We start from the raw sequence: 15,844 nt of genomic DNA, 5'->3' as shown, positions 1-15,844 counted from the left end.
GTATATGATCAATTACTGGCTATATACCCAGACAAGCCATGGGTGAAAATTATTTTAAAAATGTCGGGTAAAAATGGTAAGGCGCTAGCTATAAATAAATTTGGTGAAAGAATGATAGCTTTTGGTCTTTTCCTTTGGGAAACCAAGCCATTTGAAAAATGTGACTCTTATGAGAGAGGAGCAATAGCTGAAGCGCTTTATTATAGTGGGAAATTTCTAGAATACTTAGAAACACTTCCTGATGTAAAACGTAATGGTTTGAAATCTAGGTTTGGATCAGCTCTGAAAGAATCTGATGACATGAGAGCGTTAATGTTTGAAGTTTTTTCTTACTTCTATCTTATTAATAAAGGCTACGTAGTAGAAAGTAAAGATCTGGATGGTTCTAATGAGACATTTGATTATCTAGCAAGTAGTGATGGCGAAGTTCAAGTTGAGTGTAAGTCTTTTGCTTATGATAAAGGGCTGTTTATTACCAGTGATGAAGCGCAAGTTTTACTGGAATTAATCCTAGAAAAAGGGCTCAAAGTTAAACAACCTCCCCAAAGTGCACTAACGTGCGTAGAACTTGAAATGTTAAGTGGTTTCCCTAAATCTAAAAGCGGACAAAAAACACTTTTAGAAGAAGTTGATGCCGTAATCTCAGGCCGCTCAAACGATAGTGAGCTTTTTAAGGTAGGTATAAAAACATTTGCAAATTTAGAGAGCATTGAAAAAGAAGAAGTTTGGAAAAATATAAAATTTGAATCGGGTGGTATTGAACTTGCTTTCGCTGTTTCACAAGTAAATGGGAAAGATAGTAGGCATGCACTCAGCATAAGTACTACGTTTAAGCCAGCTTTGCTTAGAGAGTTCGAAAATATATGTAAGGATGCATCTAGAAGGCAGTTTAAAGAGAGTAAGGCAGGCTCTCTTTTTATTCATATTTACCATATAGAAACTTATAAGGGACTTAACTTAAGTGATAGATTTAGTGGTAAGATCAAGAACATTTTCAGTCGGCCCCATTTATCCAATATTGTCTTGTTCTCAAATTTGGGTGTGGTTGAAACGCAAACTTATCCATATTTTGAAATTCACCCTTTGATTAAAGAATATCAAAATACTGACAGTGAACTCGAAGGTATAAGTATTTAGCTGGTGTCACCGTAATTTAACAAAGCTACGGGGGCAGGCCCTTCTTTATGCCTGACCCCTTTACCAACCTAGAGCCAACACCATATTGTCAGCACCTAGCACCTAGCACCTAGCACCTAGCACCTAGCACCTAGCACCGTAGGCGTGAAATTTATTTCGCGCGATCCCATTAAAAAACAACTTCGAAAGTATTTGTGTATTTATATAGGTACAAATGTCAAATAACCTGTATTATGCATTCTTTGTTGTTGGGTGGTGAAATCTCTTACTTAACCACCTGATTATGTTGTTGAAAATTTAAGGTGAAAGAATGTTTAAAGGGAACTTTGTGCGCATTAAAAGGGCTTTGGCCTGTTTGCTTGTGTTAAATCTTGGGATTGCTAGTGCTTCGGCTAATGACGATACACCAATAGAGAGTGTGGTTGCTGATGCTAATTTCTTAGCGTGTTTACATGAAAGTGGCTATAAAACTGTGGGTGAGGTGACAAAAATACATTGCAGAGATCGCGGTATTACTTCAGCCAAAGGGCTTGAGCATTTTAGTAACTTAACAAAACTCGTCCTCAGTAATGAAGGGGATAGCTTCATAGTTGGTGAAATTGGTGGCATTACAAGTAGACCTGCCGATAAGAAAGTGCCAAACCAGCTGACCGAAATCGACATAAGCCACAACAGCCAGCTTTTCCATGTTAATTTAAGCCAAAATAGCCTTACGAGTATTGATGTAAGTAACAACGAAGAGTTAGAGACTTTAATGCTGAGTGGTAATAAGCTTTCAAAGCTTGATGTAAGCACTAACAGTAAACTTACATGGCTTGATCTTAATGATAATAAGCTGACAGGTGAATTGACGCTTGTTAATTCTGAACTATATCAACTTAACCTGTCGGGCAATAAGCTCACAAAAGTAAATATACCGAGTGGTATTCGTAATCTTGAGCTTGCAAATAATCAGTTAAAAAACCTAGATTTAAGCAAGTTCAAGATGCTCAGCGAACTAAACCTAGATGCCAACCAGCTTAGCGCTTTAGACATAAGCCATAATAAAAAGTTAACTGCACTTTACGCCAGTAATAATCGCTTAAGCACTATCGATTTAACAGCAAACCCCATGCTTCAAGTGCTCTTTTTGTCGAATAACAAATTAAAAAACATTGATTTACGTGGACATGCAAATTTAGTAGATATCAGCCTTTTTAATAATCCACTAAAAAAAGTAGATGTAAGCAAAAGCTATAATTTAGAGCTGTTAGAACTCGACAGTGGTGTTGAGTGCATAGGCATAGGTTGTGCAACAAGGTTTGAAGGGTATTAATAACAGCGTGTTGGGCAGAGCACTGCGAAACTCGATAAGTTAGCGAGGGGAAAGGAGCTATCAGCTTTCAGCTATCAGATTAAAACAAAAGAGCTTTAAGCCATAAGGTTTAGGTTAGATTGTGCCTGTACCTTGCTATGGCTAATCCCGATACCGTAGGTGTGAAATATATTTCGCGCGAAATAAATTTCACGCCTACGGATGAGCATTCCAATTTAAGTATGCGTAGGCACAATCTAATCTGACTTCTAACGACTGATATCTATTATCTCCTTCCTCGTCCCTCGCACCTATTAAATTTTTTTATCCCTCCATAATTCATCCATTATTGTGATTTACCCTTTGAAATATGAACCTTTTGTACCCCAATTTGGGTGGGTTAAAGCTTAACCGTTTCGAAAATAAGTCGGTTGGACTTTGAGTAGAAGTATGAGTTTTATTAATTAATAGTTTGTCGAAATTAAAATCAATAATTAGGAATCGTGATATGAATCAGTCTCAAAGGATTAGTGCTGTGTTGGCTTTATCCCTACTTTCAATAGTTGGGTGTTCTGATGATGACTCTACCGAACAAGAAGCTGTTGCTAATGTCGCTTTGAAATCTATGACCCCAGTCTCTGATGACGTTTATCAACCAGGGCAACAGATCACTGTTGATTTCAGTACCGAAACAACCTTATTAACGAATGAACATGTTGGTGTTTCATTTATTTTAATTGAAAAAAGTAAAGTCGCTGAACTCGAAACTGAAGATGAGCCTGATGGCTACGATTTGGGGGAGTTTTATATCGAGCAGTTACAAGAAGGCGAGCAAAATCATACGGCAACATTAATTTTGCCAAATGAAGATCTCGTATCGGGTGAATTTATTATTGCCGCTTTTGTTGACACAAGCGGTGTGATTTCAAACGAAGTTGATGTTACAGATAATAAATCCCGTGGCATTGAGTCTGGTGACGAAAGCACCTATAGCTCAGTCACCATTAGCGATGGTCATTACCATGATTTTGTTTTAGATAAACTTAAAGTGGGCGACGGCTTTGCTATTTTTCCTGGCCCGGGTAAAAGAGATACCACAGGTACTGGTGAACCAACGCAAAAAGTACCTGATTTAATTGGCTTTATTAATGCCACCAAATTTGGTAATTCAGTCAACGAGGCTGATATCAGTGCAACAATAACGATCGGCGAAACGACTTATCATGCTCACTTATGGAATGAGCAAGCGCAAGCTTATATGGAGACTATGCGTATTAAGTTTCCTGATCATGAGCAATCTCATTACTTTCCTTGGGATGTTGCAGTAAATGGCGTATTGCTAAAAGCGATACACGATGATTTTGATCACGATGGTGGTGAAAACAGTTTTAGCATGACATTTACCTTCCACGACAACTCTGATGAAATTGAAGCTCATAGCGAAAATAATAGTATTACCGTTGAAGTACCTTATGCGCTTTATCATGATGAAGTGAGTACTGCAGAATCGGTAGAGCTAAATAGTAATAAAACAACAATAGCTTCGGTATCAGCGATGCAGACTACTGCTGCTACAGCAACAACGTTAGCCAAAGTTGGCAGTTGGAGTGCTACTTATGGTGACAGCGATGCTGTGGCAATCAGCCCTTCTTTTTATAGCTATATGAATGTTTCTTCTAGTAATGGTGGTTCAGCCGAGGGGCTAGTTGAAGCAGATTTAGATCTTTACCTATTTGATAAATCAGCGAGTTTGGTTAGTGCCAGCGCTGAAGCGAGTGCAAATGTAAGTGATGGTGAGATTTCTTATGCAGCAAACTTTAGTGTGCTGGGTGACACTTTAATTGACGAGGGCGACACGTTAACGGCTTTAGACAAGTCTTTAGGATATAGCTGGAGCGAAGAGCAAAAAGTGGTTGAAACGACGTTCACCATTGTGATTGTTCCGGTGACAGTGGAGGCAGGTGTCACTGGTAGCTTGGATTTAGGTGTTGGTTTAGCTTACAGCAATAGCCGAATTGACTTAGGGGGAGATATTGTTACTGCCAGCATGGATGCTTATGCTACCGCAGAAATAAATTTGGGCGTTGCAAGTGGCGGTGTTGGTATCGACTTCTTAATTATTGCAGATACATTTAATACCACACTTTATGCGGATTTAGCTAAAGCTATCACTGATTCTAAAATAACCTTAGGAATTGATGTAACAAATGATATTGAGGCTATTTCCGGTGAATTTTATGTTTATGTGAAATACCCTAAATACAAGTGGTGTTGCAAGATTAAGACAAAAACCAAAACTCAAACTATCTACGATACCAGCACTTTGTACGATAAAAGCTGGACAATTTTAGACGAATCAGCAACCTTAAATTATTAGTATGAAGGCATAGGTATAATGCATTTAATTAAACTGAGTTTATTATTTGGCACTTTATTAGGCTATGCTTCGGCCGCTTATGCAGTGCCTCATTGTACTGTTTGGGGTGAACTTCAATCAAAAGCAGATACGAATATTGTTTCGATGAATAGCCCCTCAAAAAGCCAGTTTGACTTACAAGGGCGGTTAATTTACCGGCCTTTGTTAGTTGCAGAGAAATTTCACTGGTTGGGATTTGAGCTGTACCAAGCTCAAGCAAAGTTGAATAAAACAGTGAGTACCAGCAATGAGTATTCTGTGCCCTTTGCTGTGAAAATTAGCAATAACTCAGGTGAAGTTTTAGATTATCGGTTTAACGCTAAATTAAAAGTGGCCGATCAACAAAAGCTGATTGCTTTATATCGTGCTTTTCACCGTGCAAAACCCCCTGAAAACTTACAAGGGGATAAATATTGGGTTAAAGAGCGAGATGATATTGGTCAGTACAAATCACTCTACACAGTGTTAGCTGATAACAAACTAAAGCGAAATAAACTCAGTTATTTAGAACCAACCGACACTAGGCAAAGTACTAACGCTGCGAAAAAGCTAATGCAGTTGGAAGCGGCGAACATTATTAGTGATGAGTTTACTTTTGAAAACGATAAGTGCTGGTTAACAAAAACCCTTGGAAATAGTCATATTCAAGTCAGTAGTAGTGATGGAAGTATGAATATTGAGGTACTGCAAACACTAAGTTTAAATCGCTCAAATCAATCGATACCTGATGATGCAAGGTTACTACAATTATCCGAAGACCCTAATCAATGGGAAAATTTAAGCACAGATTGGGTTTACCCTAAAGCGCCGCCTCAACCATTAAAAAATACTGAAGCGTTTATCACTGCTTTAAAAAGTATGGATTGGCTAGAGGGAGACCGAAAAACGCTTTTGCAATTTCTTTATGACAATGATCAGTATTTGCTGAGCTTAAAAGAGCTTATTTCAACTAAATCAATTGCAGATCCTTTGGAAAGTAAATTGTTTATGTACCTAGGTAAGCATGACTCAGTTAATTCAAAACAATTACTGACAGAGGTATTTGTTGAGCCTGATTTATTTTCTCCAAATCAGCGCTTTAGAAGTTTAATGGCACTAAAATACAGTGAAAAACCGTTAACCGACATGCAGGTTGAGGCGATTTTTGAGTATTCCATGTCATATGGTCTTGATGAAGAAAATTCAAAGCTGGCTCATAGTGCTTTAATGGTAATGGGGGCGATTGCAAAAAATCAGCAGGGCAGTGAGTTTTCAACTCAGTTAACACAAAAGTTAGCTGATTCATTAAGTTCAAGTGCAACGGAGCAAAAAGCATCAGCCCTAATCACCGCACTGGGTAATAGTGGAGACTATGATCATCAACAGCTTATTGGTGATTATTTAGCTGGCGACAGTCCAAGGTTACGCCTAAATGCGGCAGAGGCACTGGCAAAAATGCCAAGTAAAACCAGTTTGAATTACTTGAGTAATCAACTAAATCAAGAAACTGATAGTAAAACGCAAGGGGCGATTTTAAAGGCAATGGGTAATAATGAGTTAGACGCAGAACAAGTAGATAGTATTTACGCCTTTGCTGACGCTAGTAACCCAAGAGATATTCGCAGCGCCGCTATATCGGCGTTAAGTCAACAAGCGAAGTCAAAACCAGAGGTGAAAAGCCGTTTAAAAGCACTGGTTAAGACGGAAACTAATCAAAAGAACCTGCGCCAATTGATGAAAGCGCTATATGGTTCGTAAAAGCATAAGTTAGCGAGATACGAGGTGTAGGAGGCGTTTTAACGCCGAAAAAAGAGATACCAGTCGTCAGAAGTTAGATTGGATTGTGCCTGCGCATAGTTAAATTGAAATGCTTATCCGTAGGCGTGAAATTTATTTCGCGCGATGAGCATAAGATCTATCAGATTGAAAAGTTAGCGAGTTAGAAAGAGTAAAGGGGAAAGTTTGCGAGATGCGAATTGTAGGAGGCGTTTTAACGCCGAAAAAAGTCATAGGGGAGGCGCAACTAACACTACGCTGTTAGCACCTAGCACCTAGCACCTAGCACCTATAACCTATAACCTATAACCATTCCTACGCGATATAAAATCGCTGCTAAAATCTCGCTAACTTGCAGCTACTGAATCAAACTCACTTGTTTTTCATACGTGTCAGTTTGCAAACCAAAGTGGCCGAGTACGTAGGTGTAGGTGGCATTTTCATTCCATAATCGGCTGCTGTGAATGCCGTACACATAACAAGTGCCAGTTGAGCAGACGATTTGATCAGAGTAGCTTTTTATTGAATACACTTTGTCGCCTAATGCTTCTCCATAAATACTATTTAATAATGGGCTGCCAACCGATAAGCCATAGTAACCACATGTGTTATTCCACACATTGTATGGGTAAACACCACAACTAAGCAGGCCGCGCGCGGCACCTGCAACACCGACAAAGGTATCAACATCTGATGCCATGCCTAGCTTATAAATTTGCTGGGCTGCGAGTGTAACCCCCATTGAATGGCCGATTATATCAATCTTACCTGTGCAAGATTGGTTGATTGCAGTAAGAATAGCGTTACGTACGGGCGTTTCTTCACTGCCGTTATGATCGTTGCAACTCGCGCAAGATTTAGAGCCCCAATCTGGGGTGAAAATCTCACTGTCGACATACCCTTTTCGTTTTAATTCGTTGATTGTGTTATTCCAACTCGAAGGGGAGGCGGTATTACCATGTACTAGTACAACGTTATCTTTACATGCTGCAAAAGCAGTTGTGCTCATACCTGCGCAAAGCGCAATCATCGTCAATAGGCGTTTCATTGTGTGTTCTCCTGTTTAACATTTAATTTACAACGTATGAAATTTAAACAGGGCTGGATATAGTACTTTCGTGCAGCGATACTATTTCGCATTGTGCAATGTATATCGTTATATTTTTCTAGCACTGTAGGCGTGAAATTTATTTCGCGCGATGAACAAAAGCCCTATCAGCTTTCAGCCGTCAGCTATCAGATTGAAAAGTTAGCGAGTTAGAAAGAGTAAAGGGGGAAAGTTTACTCGCACCTAGCACCTCGCATCTCGCATCTCGCATCTCGCATCTCGCATCTCGCATCTCGCATCTCGCATCTCGCATCTCGCATCTCGCATCTCGCATCTCGGACCTCGCATCTCGGACCTCGCATCTCGGACCTCGCATCTCGCACCACTTTTTCTCCTAAAATCTAATAATTTGTACTTAAAAAACACACAAAAGTTAAATTAATGTAAATTTATTCTTGCTTTCGTACCTGTTTGGTCTATGTTTTTGGTCGGAGGTCACTCCTCCAACCTGATAGATAAAATGTCAATCAACAGGAACACACATGAAAATAAAAACACTCTCACTAGTGCCAGCTTTAATGTTGGCAGCGGGTATCAGCCACAGTGCTTTTGCTGCGCAAGGAGTCGCATTTGTGCACGGTACAGGCCAGCAAAGCGATGCGTATAATGACTATTGGACAGGCAGTTTTGTCGACACGGTTCGTCAAGGTTTACCAAACAGTAGTAATTACACGGTCATTAATTGTGACTTTGAGCAATACATGTGGGCAGACGCGGCATCTGGCTGTTTAGCAGGGCAGCTCACTACATTTATCAATAATAAAAACATCACTGATTTAACTCTGATCACTCACTCTAACGGTGGCAATGTGGTGCGTTGGATTTTATCTAACCCAACATGGGATAGCCGTTATCCAAATATTATTAGCAAAGTCACGCGTACTATTGCTCTGGCTCCTTCAAGTGGTGGCACGCCGTTGGCTGATGCGGTTATTGCGGGTAATTCGTTCGAGCAAAGCTTGGGTTGGCTTTTAGGTTACGGCAGCGATGCTGTAAAACAACAGCAAGTATCTTGGATGGAATCGTATAACGCACAGTGGCTGTATGGCACACCGAATCGCCCAAGTTTACCATCTCGATTCGAAACCGTGGTGGGCAGTGATGTTGAATCAGCGGTATGGGATAGCGACAGCTATTGTGGGGGTTATCAAAATCAAGTGGGCCTTGAAGTAACGCAAAACTGGTTAGATAGCTGCTCAGATGGCTTTTTAAATTGCAGTTCTCAGTCGTTAGCTGGGGTGGTGTGGTTTACTGATAAATCACGAACCCAAGGTGGTGAGCCTTTGAGTCATCAGCAAAGTCGACGTAACTGTTTTGGCTTGCCAAACATGCTTAAAAACCGAATTTAGGAGCTCGCTATGATTAATAAGTTAACCACAATTGCAGCTACAATAGTGCTTGTAAGCACAGCAGCGAAAGCTAATGAGCAAACGGTTTATCAGTTTCCTCAAGTTCAACCAGCATCAAGCGCTCAACTACAAACACTTGAAAAAAACAGTGTTGAATATTGGCAGAAAGTTTCGGGTAAAGAGCTTAAGCGCGGTGTGCCTGTCTTTGTAAACCAAGCTGATAACTTTATTCGCATTGCACCAAAAGCACGCTTTGATAGTGGCGAAGTATTTAAGCCTCATGGTTTACAGCTAGATAAGCTGTCGGTGCGAGATGACAACTTTAGACAAATGCCAATGCAAGCCATGGTTGCACGTGAGCAAATGGAAAATGCAGGATTTAGCGATGGTAGTGTTGGGCTAAAGCTAGGTCAGGTAAATGGCAAAGCAATGTTAAGAACAAGCCAAGCGCTTAACGATAATGACACCTACTTGCTGCACGTGATTGAAAAAGGCTCGAGCAATGCTTTACATGCTAAATCGCAGTTTAAAGTGAAAGATCAGCAACAACGTGTTGCTATGCAGCTTAGTATGGGTAAAAAGCGTTTTAAAGATAGTGATGTGAAGTTAACGCTTTCAAGCCCTGATGGCGAAAAGCTAGATGTACGTTACGAAAATGGTGAAGCTCTATTTAATTACCCGCTTGAAACTTTGGGTGCCGCAAATGGTTACTATGAGCTTGAGGCCAGTATAGACACTAAAGTGAATGGCCAAACGGTAAAACGCTCTATAAAAATGCCATTTGTACATAGCTCACAAACCATCAGTATGGATAAAGCCAAAGTCACTGCGCTTGGCAATAATAAATACCAAGCCAAGGTGCCAGTGCAAGTGACCGACTCAGGCCGCTATGCTATTCGTGCAACCTTAACAGGCAAAGGTGATAAAGGTGAGCGCATCAAACTGGCAACGGTTGAAGTAGCAAAACAGATTGATAGTTACGGCAGTTTCACCATGCCTTTTGCGGTCACTCAAGCAGCCAAAGCCCCGTTCGAGCTGGTGGATATTGAGCTTACCGACCAAACGCGAATGTTGAAGTTTGCGGGGGAGTAAAGGATAGCTTTTATCGTATGTTGGGTGGAGCGAAGCGAAGCCCAACAAGTTAGCGAGTTGCTAGGGGGAAGGAGCTATCAGCTTTCAGTCGTCAGCTATCAGATTTTAAATACCCAAGTGAGCGAGTTTCGAGGGACGAGATACGAGGTGTTTTAACGCTGAACAGGTAGCAGCGGGTTTACCCCGCGTAATTTACAGTTTTTCTCTGTGTAGCGCAAAGTGCCTCGGAGCTCTCTGTGGTTCATATACTTTGAAAATAAAAATATGCTCAATGTGAATTTGAACTCAAACAAATATCTGTTTAATAGGTTGCCTTTGTGTTTATTATAGAAATTAAACAATAATAAAGTTTGGGCTGCATGCTCACCAAGGACGGTTATGCCAGATATGTATTTTGGAATGCTTGCCAATTTAGGCGTTGTTCTATTCCTCGTTTTAATTTTAAAAGTATTCAATAAAGTAACTGTAAACTTAACTTGGTTGCTTGGTACTCTCTTAATGCTATTTTGCTATTTCTTAGCTTTATTCAAAGGTAAAGAGCTCATTTCCTTAGATTTACTCTTTACAGATCTCAAATGGAATTGGTCAGGAAAAATAGTCGCTATTTCTCTTTGGGCTTTGGTTTTGGCTTTATTAGCAGCATTTAAAAATGACTTTAAAATCAGGGATGCTGGTTTTACTTTTAGGCAAAATAAAGGCTCTATTAAGCCTGCACTCGTTGTTTTAACCCTGTTTGTTGTGTTGCAGATTATTGTAACGCTTAGCCTAGGCGATGGACCAAATTACGATTTTGAAACGCTACTCTATCAAGCTCTTATCCCAGGACTCGATGAAGAGCCAATGTTTAGAGGTGTTTTACTATTTTGTTTTTCATTGGCTGTTGCTTCATCGCGCATCAACTTTTTTGGCTCGCCAATAAACATTGCTGGGTTACTTTTAGTTTTATTATTTGGTCTAGTTCATGGGGTTATGTATATCGATGGTGAGTGGCATTTGTCTGCATTCAGAATCGTATTAACTGGGAGTTATGGATTTATTTTGCTGTGGTTAAGAGAGCGGACTGGTAGCCTTGTGTTTCCAATTGTAGCGCACAATATGGTTAACTTTGTTGGGCAGTTAGTTTAGTACTTGAACGTAAAGGAAATATATCATTAGGTAGGAATGTTGGCTTAATGGGAAAGTAGTGGCAAAATTGTGTTTTAAAAATGGAAACTTAAATAATGGATTATAATCAGGCACTTTCGAAGCACTCCCTAGATTTAAACCTGAGCGACCGAGTTTGGTTTAGGTATTCAACTTTCTATAAAAAGACAGTTTTACAAGCAGACTCTAATACAAAACTAACGTCGCTACCGGGCCTAGCTGTGTTGTCGGGCGGCGCTGAATTTTTATTTTTCTTTATGACTATCGCTATTGCTGTAATGAGCCTAGTGCTTCAAGAAACGATGCAGCCGATACCTGCTTTTGTAACTTGTGTGAGTTGTTATCTTTGTGTATTTGTTATCAAGCGATTTGTGATTTATAACAAATTTGGATTTGGTCGTAAGTGGGTTATGAGTATATCTAAAGACTCACTCGAAATAGATAGGCGAGCAATAGAGGGCAAAGCTTCAAAAGTTTCGCAAATCGCTAAGGACGATATCCAAGAAATCATTTTTAATTATACTTTGCATGGCAGAACTGGCCATATTGTGAACGAAAAAACGGCCAATTTACACGCTTGTGAAATTCATCAAAAAAGTGGCGATGTTGTTACGCTAGATAGTATGCGAGTAGGTCTTTTTGATGTGCTGTATCTTTTAAAATTCTACGAATACCCACTACTATTCAGAGGTACAACTTCAGGCGGTGCAGGTAATATAGTTATTTTGATTATGCGGTTAATTTCACTTTCTGCGATCATTTCGGCTCTTGTCATGTTGGCATTTAATTTAAAGTCATAAAGGTGAGTTATTTTTATGGCTAATAGCTGGTAGGTTGGTTAGAGCGGAGTGAAACTCAACGTTTGGAGCCATCAGCTATCAGACGAAAAAGTTAGCGAGATTCGAGTTGTAGGAGGCGTTTTAATGCCGATATTCCAACCCAAAACCAACGCTATGATGTTAGCACCTACCACTGTTGGCGTGAAATTTATTTCGCGCGATGCTTATCTAAACCACAGAAGCAAGATGTAGGTCGGGCTTTAGCCCGTCAATGTTAGCGATTATGTGTCGCCATAAATGACGACCTACAGTGCTTGATTCATTAGCTCGTAGGTTGGTTAGAGCGGAGCGAAACCTAACTTTGGAGCCATCAGCTTTCAGCCGTCAGCTATCAGATTGAAAAGTTAACGAGATGTGAGGTGTAGGAGGCGTTTTAACGCCGAAAAAAGTCAAATTGGTAGGTATTCCAACCCAAAACCATCGCTATGATGTTAGCACCTAGTACTGTAGGCGTGAAATTTATTTCGCGCGATGATCTATTTAAAACGGGGCATGCAAGCATAACGCTTACGAGACATTTGATTACGCGATATAAAATCGCTGCTACAATCTTGCTAACTCGCAACTCGCAACTCGCAACTCGCAACTCGCAACTCGCAACTCGCAACCTGTGCCCCTAGACCCTCTCACCTGTATTCTTTTACAATGCATAAAATGACTTGATTTAGAGAATGCGTTGAACTACTTGGCTCACCTTTACTTAGCACAACCGACGGCTGATTCACACTTTGGTAATCTGCTGGGGGATTTTGGTGGGCGTCGGTATTCAGGACAGTTATCTGACGCAGTTAAAAATGGCCTTGAGAATCATTATCTGGTTGATAGGTTTACTGACTCTCATCCCCTTGTAAAAGAAGCTAAGCAGTACTTTTCACCAGCACGTAAACGCTTTGCAAGTGTCGCGATTGATGTGGCGTTCGATCACTTTCTTATTCAGCATTGGCAGCGCTTTAATGACCAACCATTGGCTGATTTCAAACAGCACAGTTATGGCCTTTTAAATACGCGCCAAGCCATGATGCCTTCACGCATGCAGCAGGTTGTGACCAGTATGACCAACAATGATTGGTTTAAAGAATATGAAACACTGGATGGGGTCGGCCTTGCCCTTGATAATATCGCAAGGCGTATTCGTTTTGCTAATAACTTTGCAGGAGCCGCTGACGATATAGCCCGCCACTACCAACAGTTAGACGCAGTGTTTTTAGCTTTTTTCCCCGAGCTGGTTGAGCATGTGAAGCAAAAGGGGGTGGAAAAGTAAAAGCTTTCAGACATCAGCCGGTAGGTTGGCTAGAACGGAGTGAAACCCAACAAGTTAGCGAGTTACAAGGGGAAAGAGTAAAGGGGAAAGGGGAAAGGGGAAAGAGTAAAGGGGAAAGAGTAAAGGGGAAAGAGTAAAGGGGAAAGATACGAGTTTCGAGATACGAGATGTAGGAGGCGTTTTAACGCAGAACAAAAATAGAGATATTAGATATCAGTCGTTAGAAATCAGATTAAATCAAAAGAGCTTTAAGCTATAAGTTTTAGATGATTGTGCGCCATATATAGCCATCAGCTATCAGATTTAAAATCCAACAAACAAGCTGAAACTTGCCCGTAGGCGTGAAATTTATTTCGCGCGATGGTTATTATCAAAGAGGTAATTTGTAAGTCGGGCTTCAGCCCGTGAGTGTTAACGGTTGCTTTTCGCCATAAATAACGATCTACAATGGGTTATATCTGTGAAGTTTGCTTTTAATAATTCCTCTAAAGCGCAGCGCCTCTTTCCTCTTTGTGAAAATCCCCCTCACTGTGGCTTACAAACCGATTTACCTCTTTCATTAAAATACGAAATGGCTGATATCTTGGCTGCTTGTTGCGGTTATATAGTCGATTAGTGATAGCTAAGTGAACTTCTAGGCGCTTAAAAGCTCGTTATTTAACTGAGCTGAACTACCCTTTGTAAAGCAAGTAAGCCTTGAATTAATACTTACCTCAATCGCAGTACCTTGAACATAGCAATGTAATGTAGCAACCGTGAGGGAACAATAATGAGCAAACCCATAATTGCAGCCGTTTCGCCGAAAAAAGTCACCTTAGAGCAGGGGCAAGAATACTATTTTTGTGCCTGTGGGCGTTCTAAAAACCAGCCATTTTGTGATGGCTCACATGCCGGAACCGATTTCAAACCCAAAGCATTTACAGCAGAAGAGTCGGGCGATGCCTATTTATGCCAATGTAAGCACACTGCCAATGCGCCGTTTTGTGATGGCAGTCACAAACAATTTGATAAAAGCCAAGTTGGTCAAGAAGGGCCAGGCGTGCAAATTCAAGCCTCTGATTTGCCAGTTGCTACAGCAACCAAAGAGGAACCCACCGTTGAGCTTATCCATCAATTAGCACGTGAAGGATTATCTAAGCTTGGGCACCATGGCCCTATGGTGTCGATGGGCGTGCCACGATATCAATTACCTAAATGGGATGATTTACAGCTAATGGTGGCGCAAATGGCAACGCAACCTTTAATGGAAGATGTTGCTGTTAATACTGAGCTTGTGATTGGCCCGCGAGCGAAAAAGCCATTAAAGCTGGCTATTCCATTATTTGTTTCTGATATGAGTTTTGGGGCTTTATCTGAAGAAGCTAAAGTATCTTTAGCAAAAGGAGCAGAACTTGCTGGTACAGGTATTTGTTCGGGTGAAGGCGGTATGCTTCCTGAAGAGCAGCAAGCCAATTCACGGTACTTTTATGAGTTAGCAAGTGCAGGCTTTGGTTATAGCGAAGATAAATTAAAGAACGTTCAGGCCTTTCACTTTAAAGGTGGACAAGGCGCAAAAACGGGTACTGGTGGGCATTTGCCGGGCAATAAGAATGTTGGCAAAATCTCTGAGGTTAGAGGAATTGAAACGGGTACTTCGGCGATTTCACCACCAACATTTAAAGACTTACACAGTGCGGCCGATTTCAAAAAGTTTGCTGATAGAGTACGCGAGGTAACGGGCGGTATTCCAATCGGTTTTAAACTGAGTGCTAATCATATTGAGGAAGATATTCAATTTGCGCTCGATGCGAGTGCCGATTACATCATTCTTGATGGTCGTGGAGGCGGTACAGGCGCAGCCCCCGAGATTTTTAGGGATCATATTAGCGTACCGACTATTCCTGCACTTGCCAGGGCAAGAAAGTACTTAGATGAACAAGGTGCAAGTGATGTTACTTTGATCATCACTGGCGGCTTACGCTTGCCAATTGATTTTGTAAAAGCACTTGCGCTTGGTGCTGATGGGGTGGCGATTTCAAATAGTGCAATGCAAGCAATCGGCTGTGTTGCTGCGCGTATGTGTAACACCAATAACTGCCCTGCAGGGATTGCCACACAAAAGCAAGATTTACGTCAGCGCCTAAATATTGAAAAGTCGGCAAATCAATTAAAGAACTTTTTTGAAGCTTCAACTGAGTTAATGTCGGTAATGGCGAGGGCATGTGGTCATGACTCTTTAGCTAAGTTTAATGCTAATGATCTAGCAACATGGCACAAAGATATGGCGTTGTTATCTGGCGTTAAGTACGCAGGTGTTGGAATAAGTTAGCTAGTTTCTAGAGGAAAGTTAGCGAGTTAGAAAGAGTAAAGGGGAAAGGTACGAGTTCCGAGGGACGAGATGCGAGTTGTAGGAGGCGTTTTAGCGCAGAACTGGTAGCAGCGGGTTTACCCCGCGTTATCAAATAAAAATA

At 40.8% G+C, this 15,844-nt stretch carries 11 protein-coding genes; 10 read left to right on the top strand and 1 reads right to left on the bottom strand.

Features of this window, described 5'->3' with window-relative positions; genetic code table 11:
- The 4 genes from L1D51_RS09875 to L1D51_RS09860 form a co-directional block, all read left to right on the top strand.
- On the top strand, positions 1–1,137 hold a 1,137-nt coding region (locus tag L1D51_RS09875; protein WP_239963578.1), incomplete at its 5' end, for a hypothetical protein.
- Positions 1,138–1,447: 310 nt separating this feature from the next.
- Positions 1,448–2,452, top strand: coding sequence for a leucine-rich repeat domain-containing protein (locus tag L1D51_RS09870; protein WP_239963577.1), 1,005 nt, complete (start codon positions 1,448–1,450; stop codon positions 2,450–2,452).
- 487 nt (positions 2,453–2,939) lie between these two features.
- The gene (locus tag L1D51_RS09865; RefSeq protein ID WP_239963576.1) at positions 2,940–4,808 is read left to right on the top strand and encodes a hypothetical protein; all 1,869 of its coding nucleotides are present in this window, start codon (positions 2,940–2,942) and stop codon (positions 4,806–4,808) included.
- 18 nt (positions 4,809–4,826) lie between these two features.
- On the top strand, positions 4,827–6,584 hold the full coding sequence (locus L1D51_RS09860) for a HEAT repeat domain-containing protein (RefSeq protein WP_239963575.1): 1,758 nt from the start codon (positions 4,827–4,829) through the stop codon (positions 6,582–6,584).
- Between the two features lie 376 nt (positions 6,585–6,960).
- Here the strand turns inward: L1D51_RS09860 and L1D51_RS09855 are convergent, their stop codons facing one another.
- A complete protein-coding gene (locus L1D51_RS09855) occupies positions 6,961–7,650 on the bottom strand; it encodes an alpha/beta fold hydrolase (protein ID WP_054560750.1) in 690 nt (229 codons plus the stop codon).
- Positions 7,651–8,192: 542 nt separating this feature from the next.
- On the opposite strand from L1D51_RS09855, the gene L1D51_RS09850 reads away from it, so the two are divergent.
- The 6 genes from L1D51_RS09850 (at position 8,193) to L1D51_RS09825 (ending at position 15,702) form a co-directional block, all read left to right on the top strand.
- Positions 8,193–9,059, top strand: coding sequence for a hypothetical protein (locus tag L1D51_RS09850; RefSeq protein ID WP_054551925.1), 867 nt, complete (start codon positions 8,193–8,195; stop codon positions 9,057–9,059).
- A 9-nt stretch (positions 9,060–9,068) separates the two neighbouring features.
- A complete protein-coding gene (locus L1D51_RS09845) occupies positions 9,069–10,151 on the top strand; it encodes a DUF4785 family protein (protein ID WP_239963574.1) in 1,083 nt (360 codons plus the stop codon).
- Positions 10,152–10,529: 378 nt separating this feature from the next.
- The gene (locus L1D51_RS09840; RefSeq protein ID WP_239963573.1) at positions 10,530–11,276 is read left to right on the top strand and encodes a CPBP family glutamic-type intramembrane protease; all 747 of its coding nucleotides are present in this window, start codon (positions 10,530–10,532) and stop codon (positions 11,274–11,276) included.
- Between the two features lie 95 nt (positions 11,277–11,371).
- A complete protein-coding gene (locus L1D51_RS09835; RefSeq protein WP_239963572.1) occupies positions 11,372–12,094 on the top strand; it encodes a hypothetical protein in 723 nt (240 codons plus the stop codon).
- A 715-nt stretch (positions 12,095–12,809) separates the two neighbouring features.
- Positions 12,810–13,394: an acyl carrier protein phosphodiesterase gene (locus L1D51_RS09830; protein ID WP_239963571.1), complete on the top strand. Its 585-nt coding sequence runs from the start codon at positions 12,810–12,812 to the stop codon at positions 13,392–13,394.
- A gap of 769 nt (positions 13,395–14,163) precedes the next feature.
- Complete coding sequence (locus L1D51_RS09825; protein WP_054560744.1) at positions 14,164–15,702, top strand: glutamate synthase-related protein; 1,539 nt, start codon at positions 14,164–14,166, stop codon at positions 15,700–15,702.
- The last annotated feature ends 142 nt before the right edge of the window (positions 15,703–15,844 follow it).

It is taken from the genome of Pseudoalteromonas shioyasakiensis (genome assembly GCF_022398475.1).
In the GTDB taxonomy this organism is placed as follows: domain Bacteria; phylum Pseudomonadota; class Gammaproteobacteria; order Enterobacterales; family Alteromonadaceae; genus Pseudoalteromonas.
This window is presented reverse-complemented; position numbering and strand designations above follow the sequence as displayed.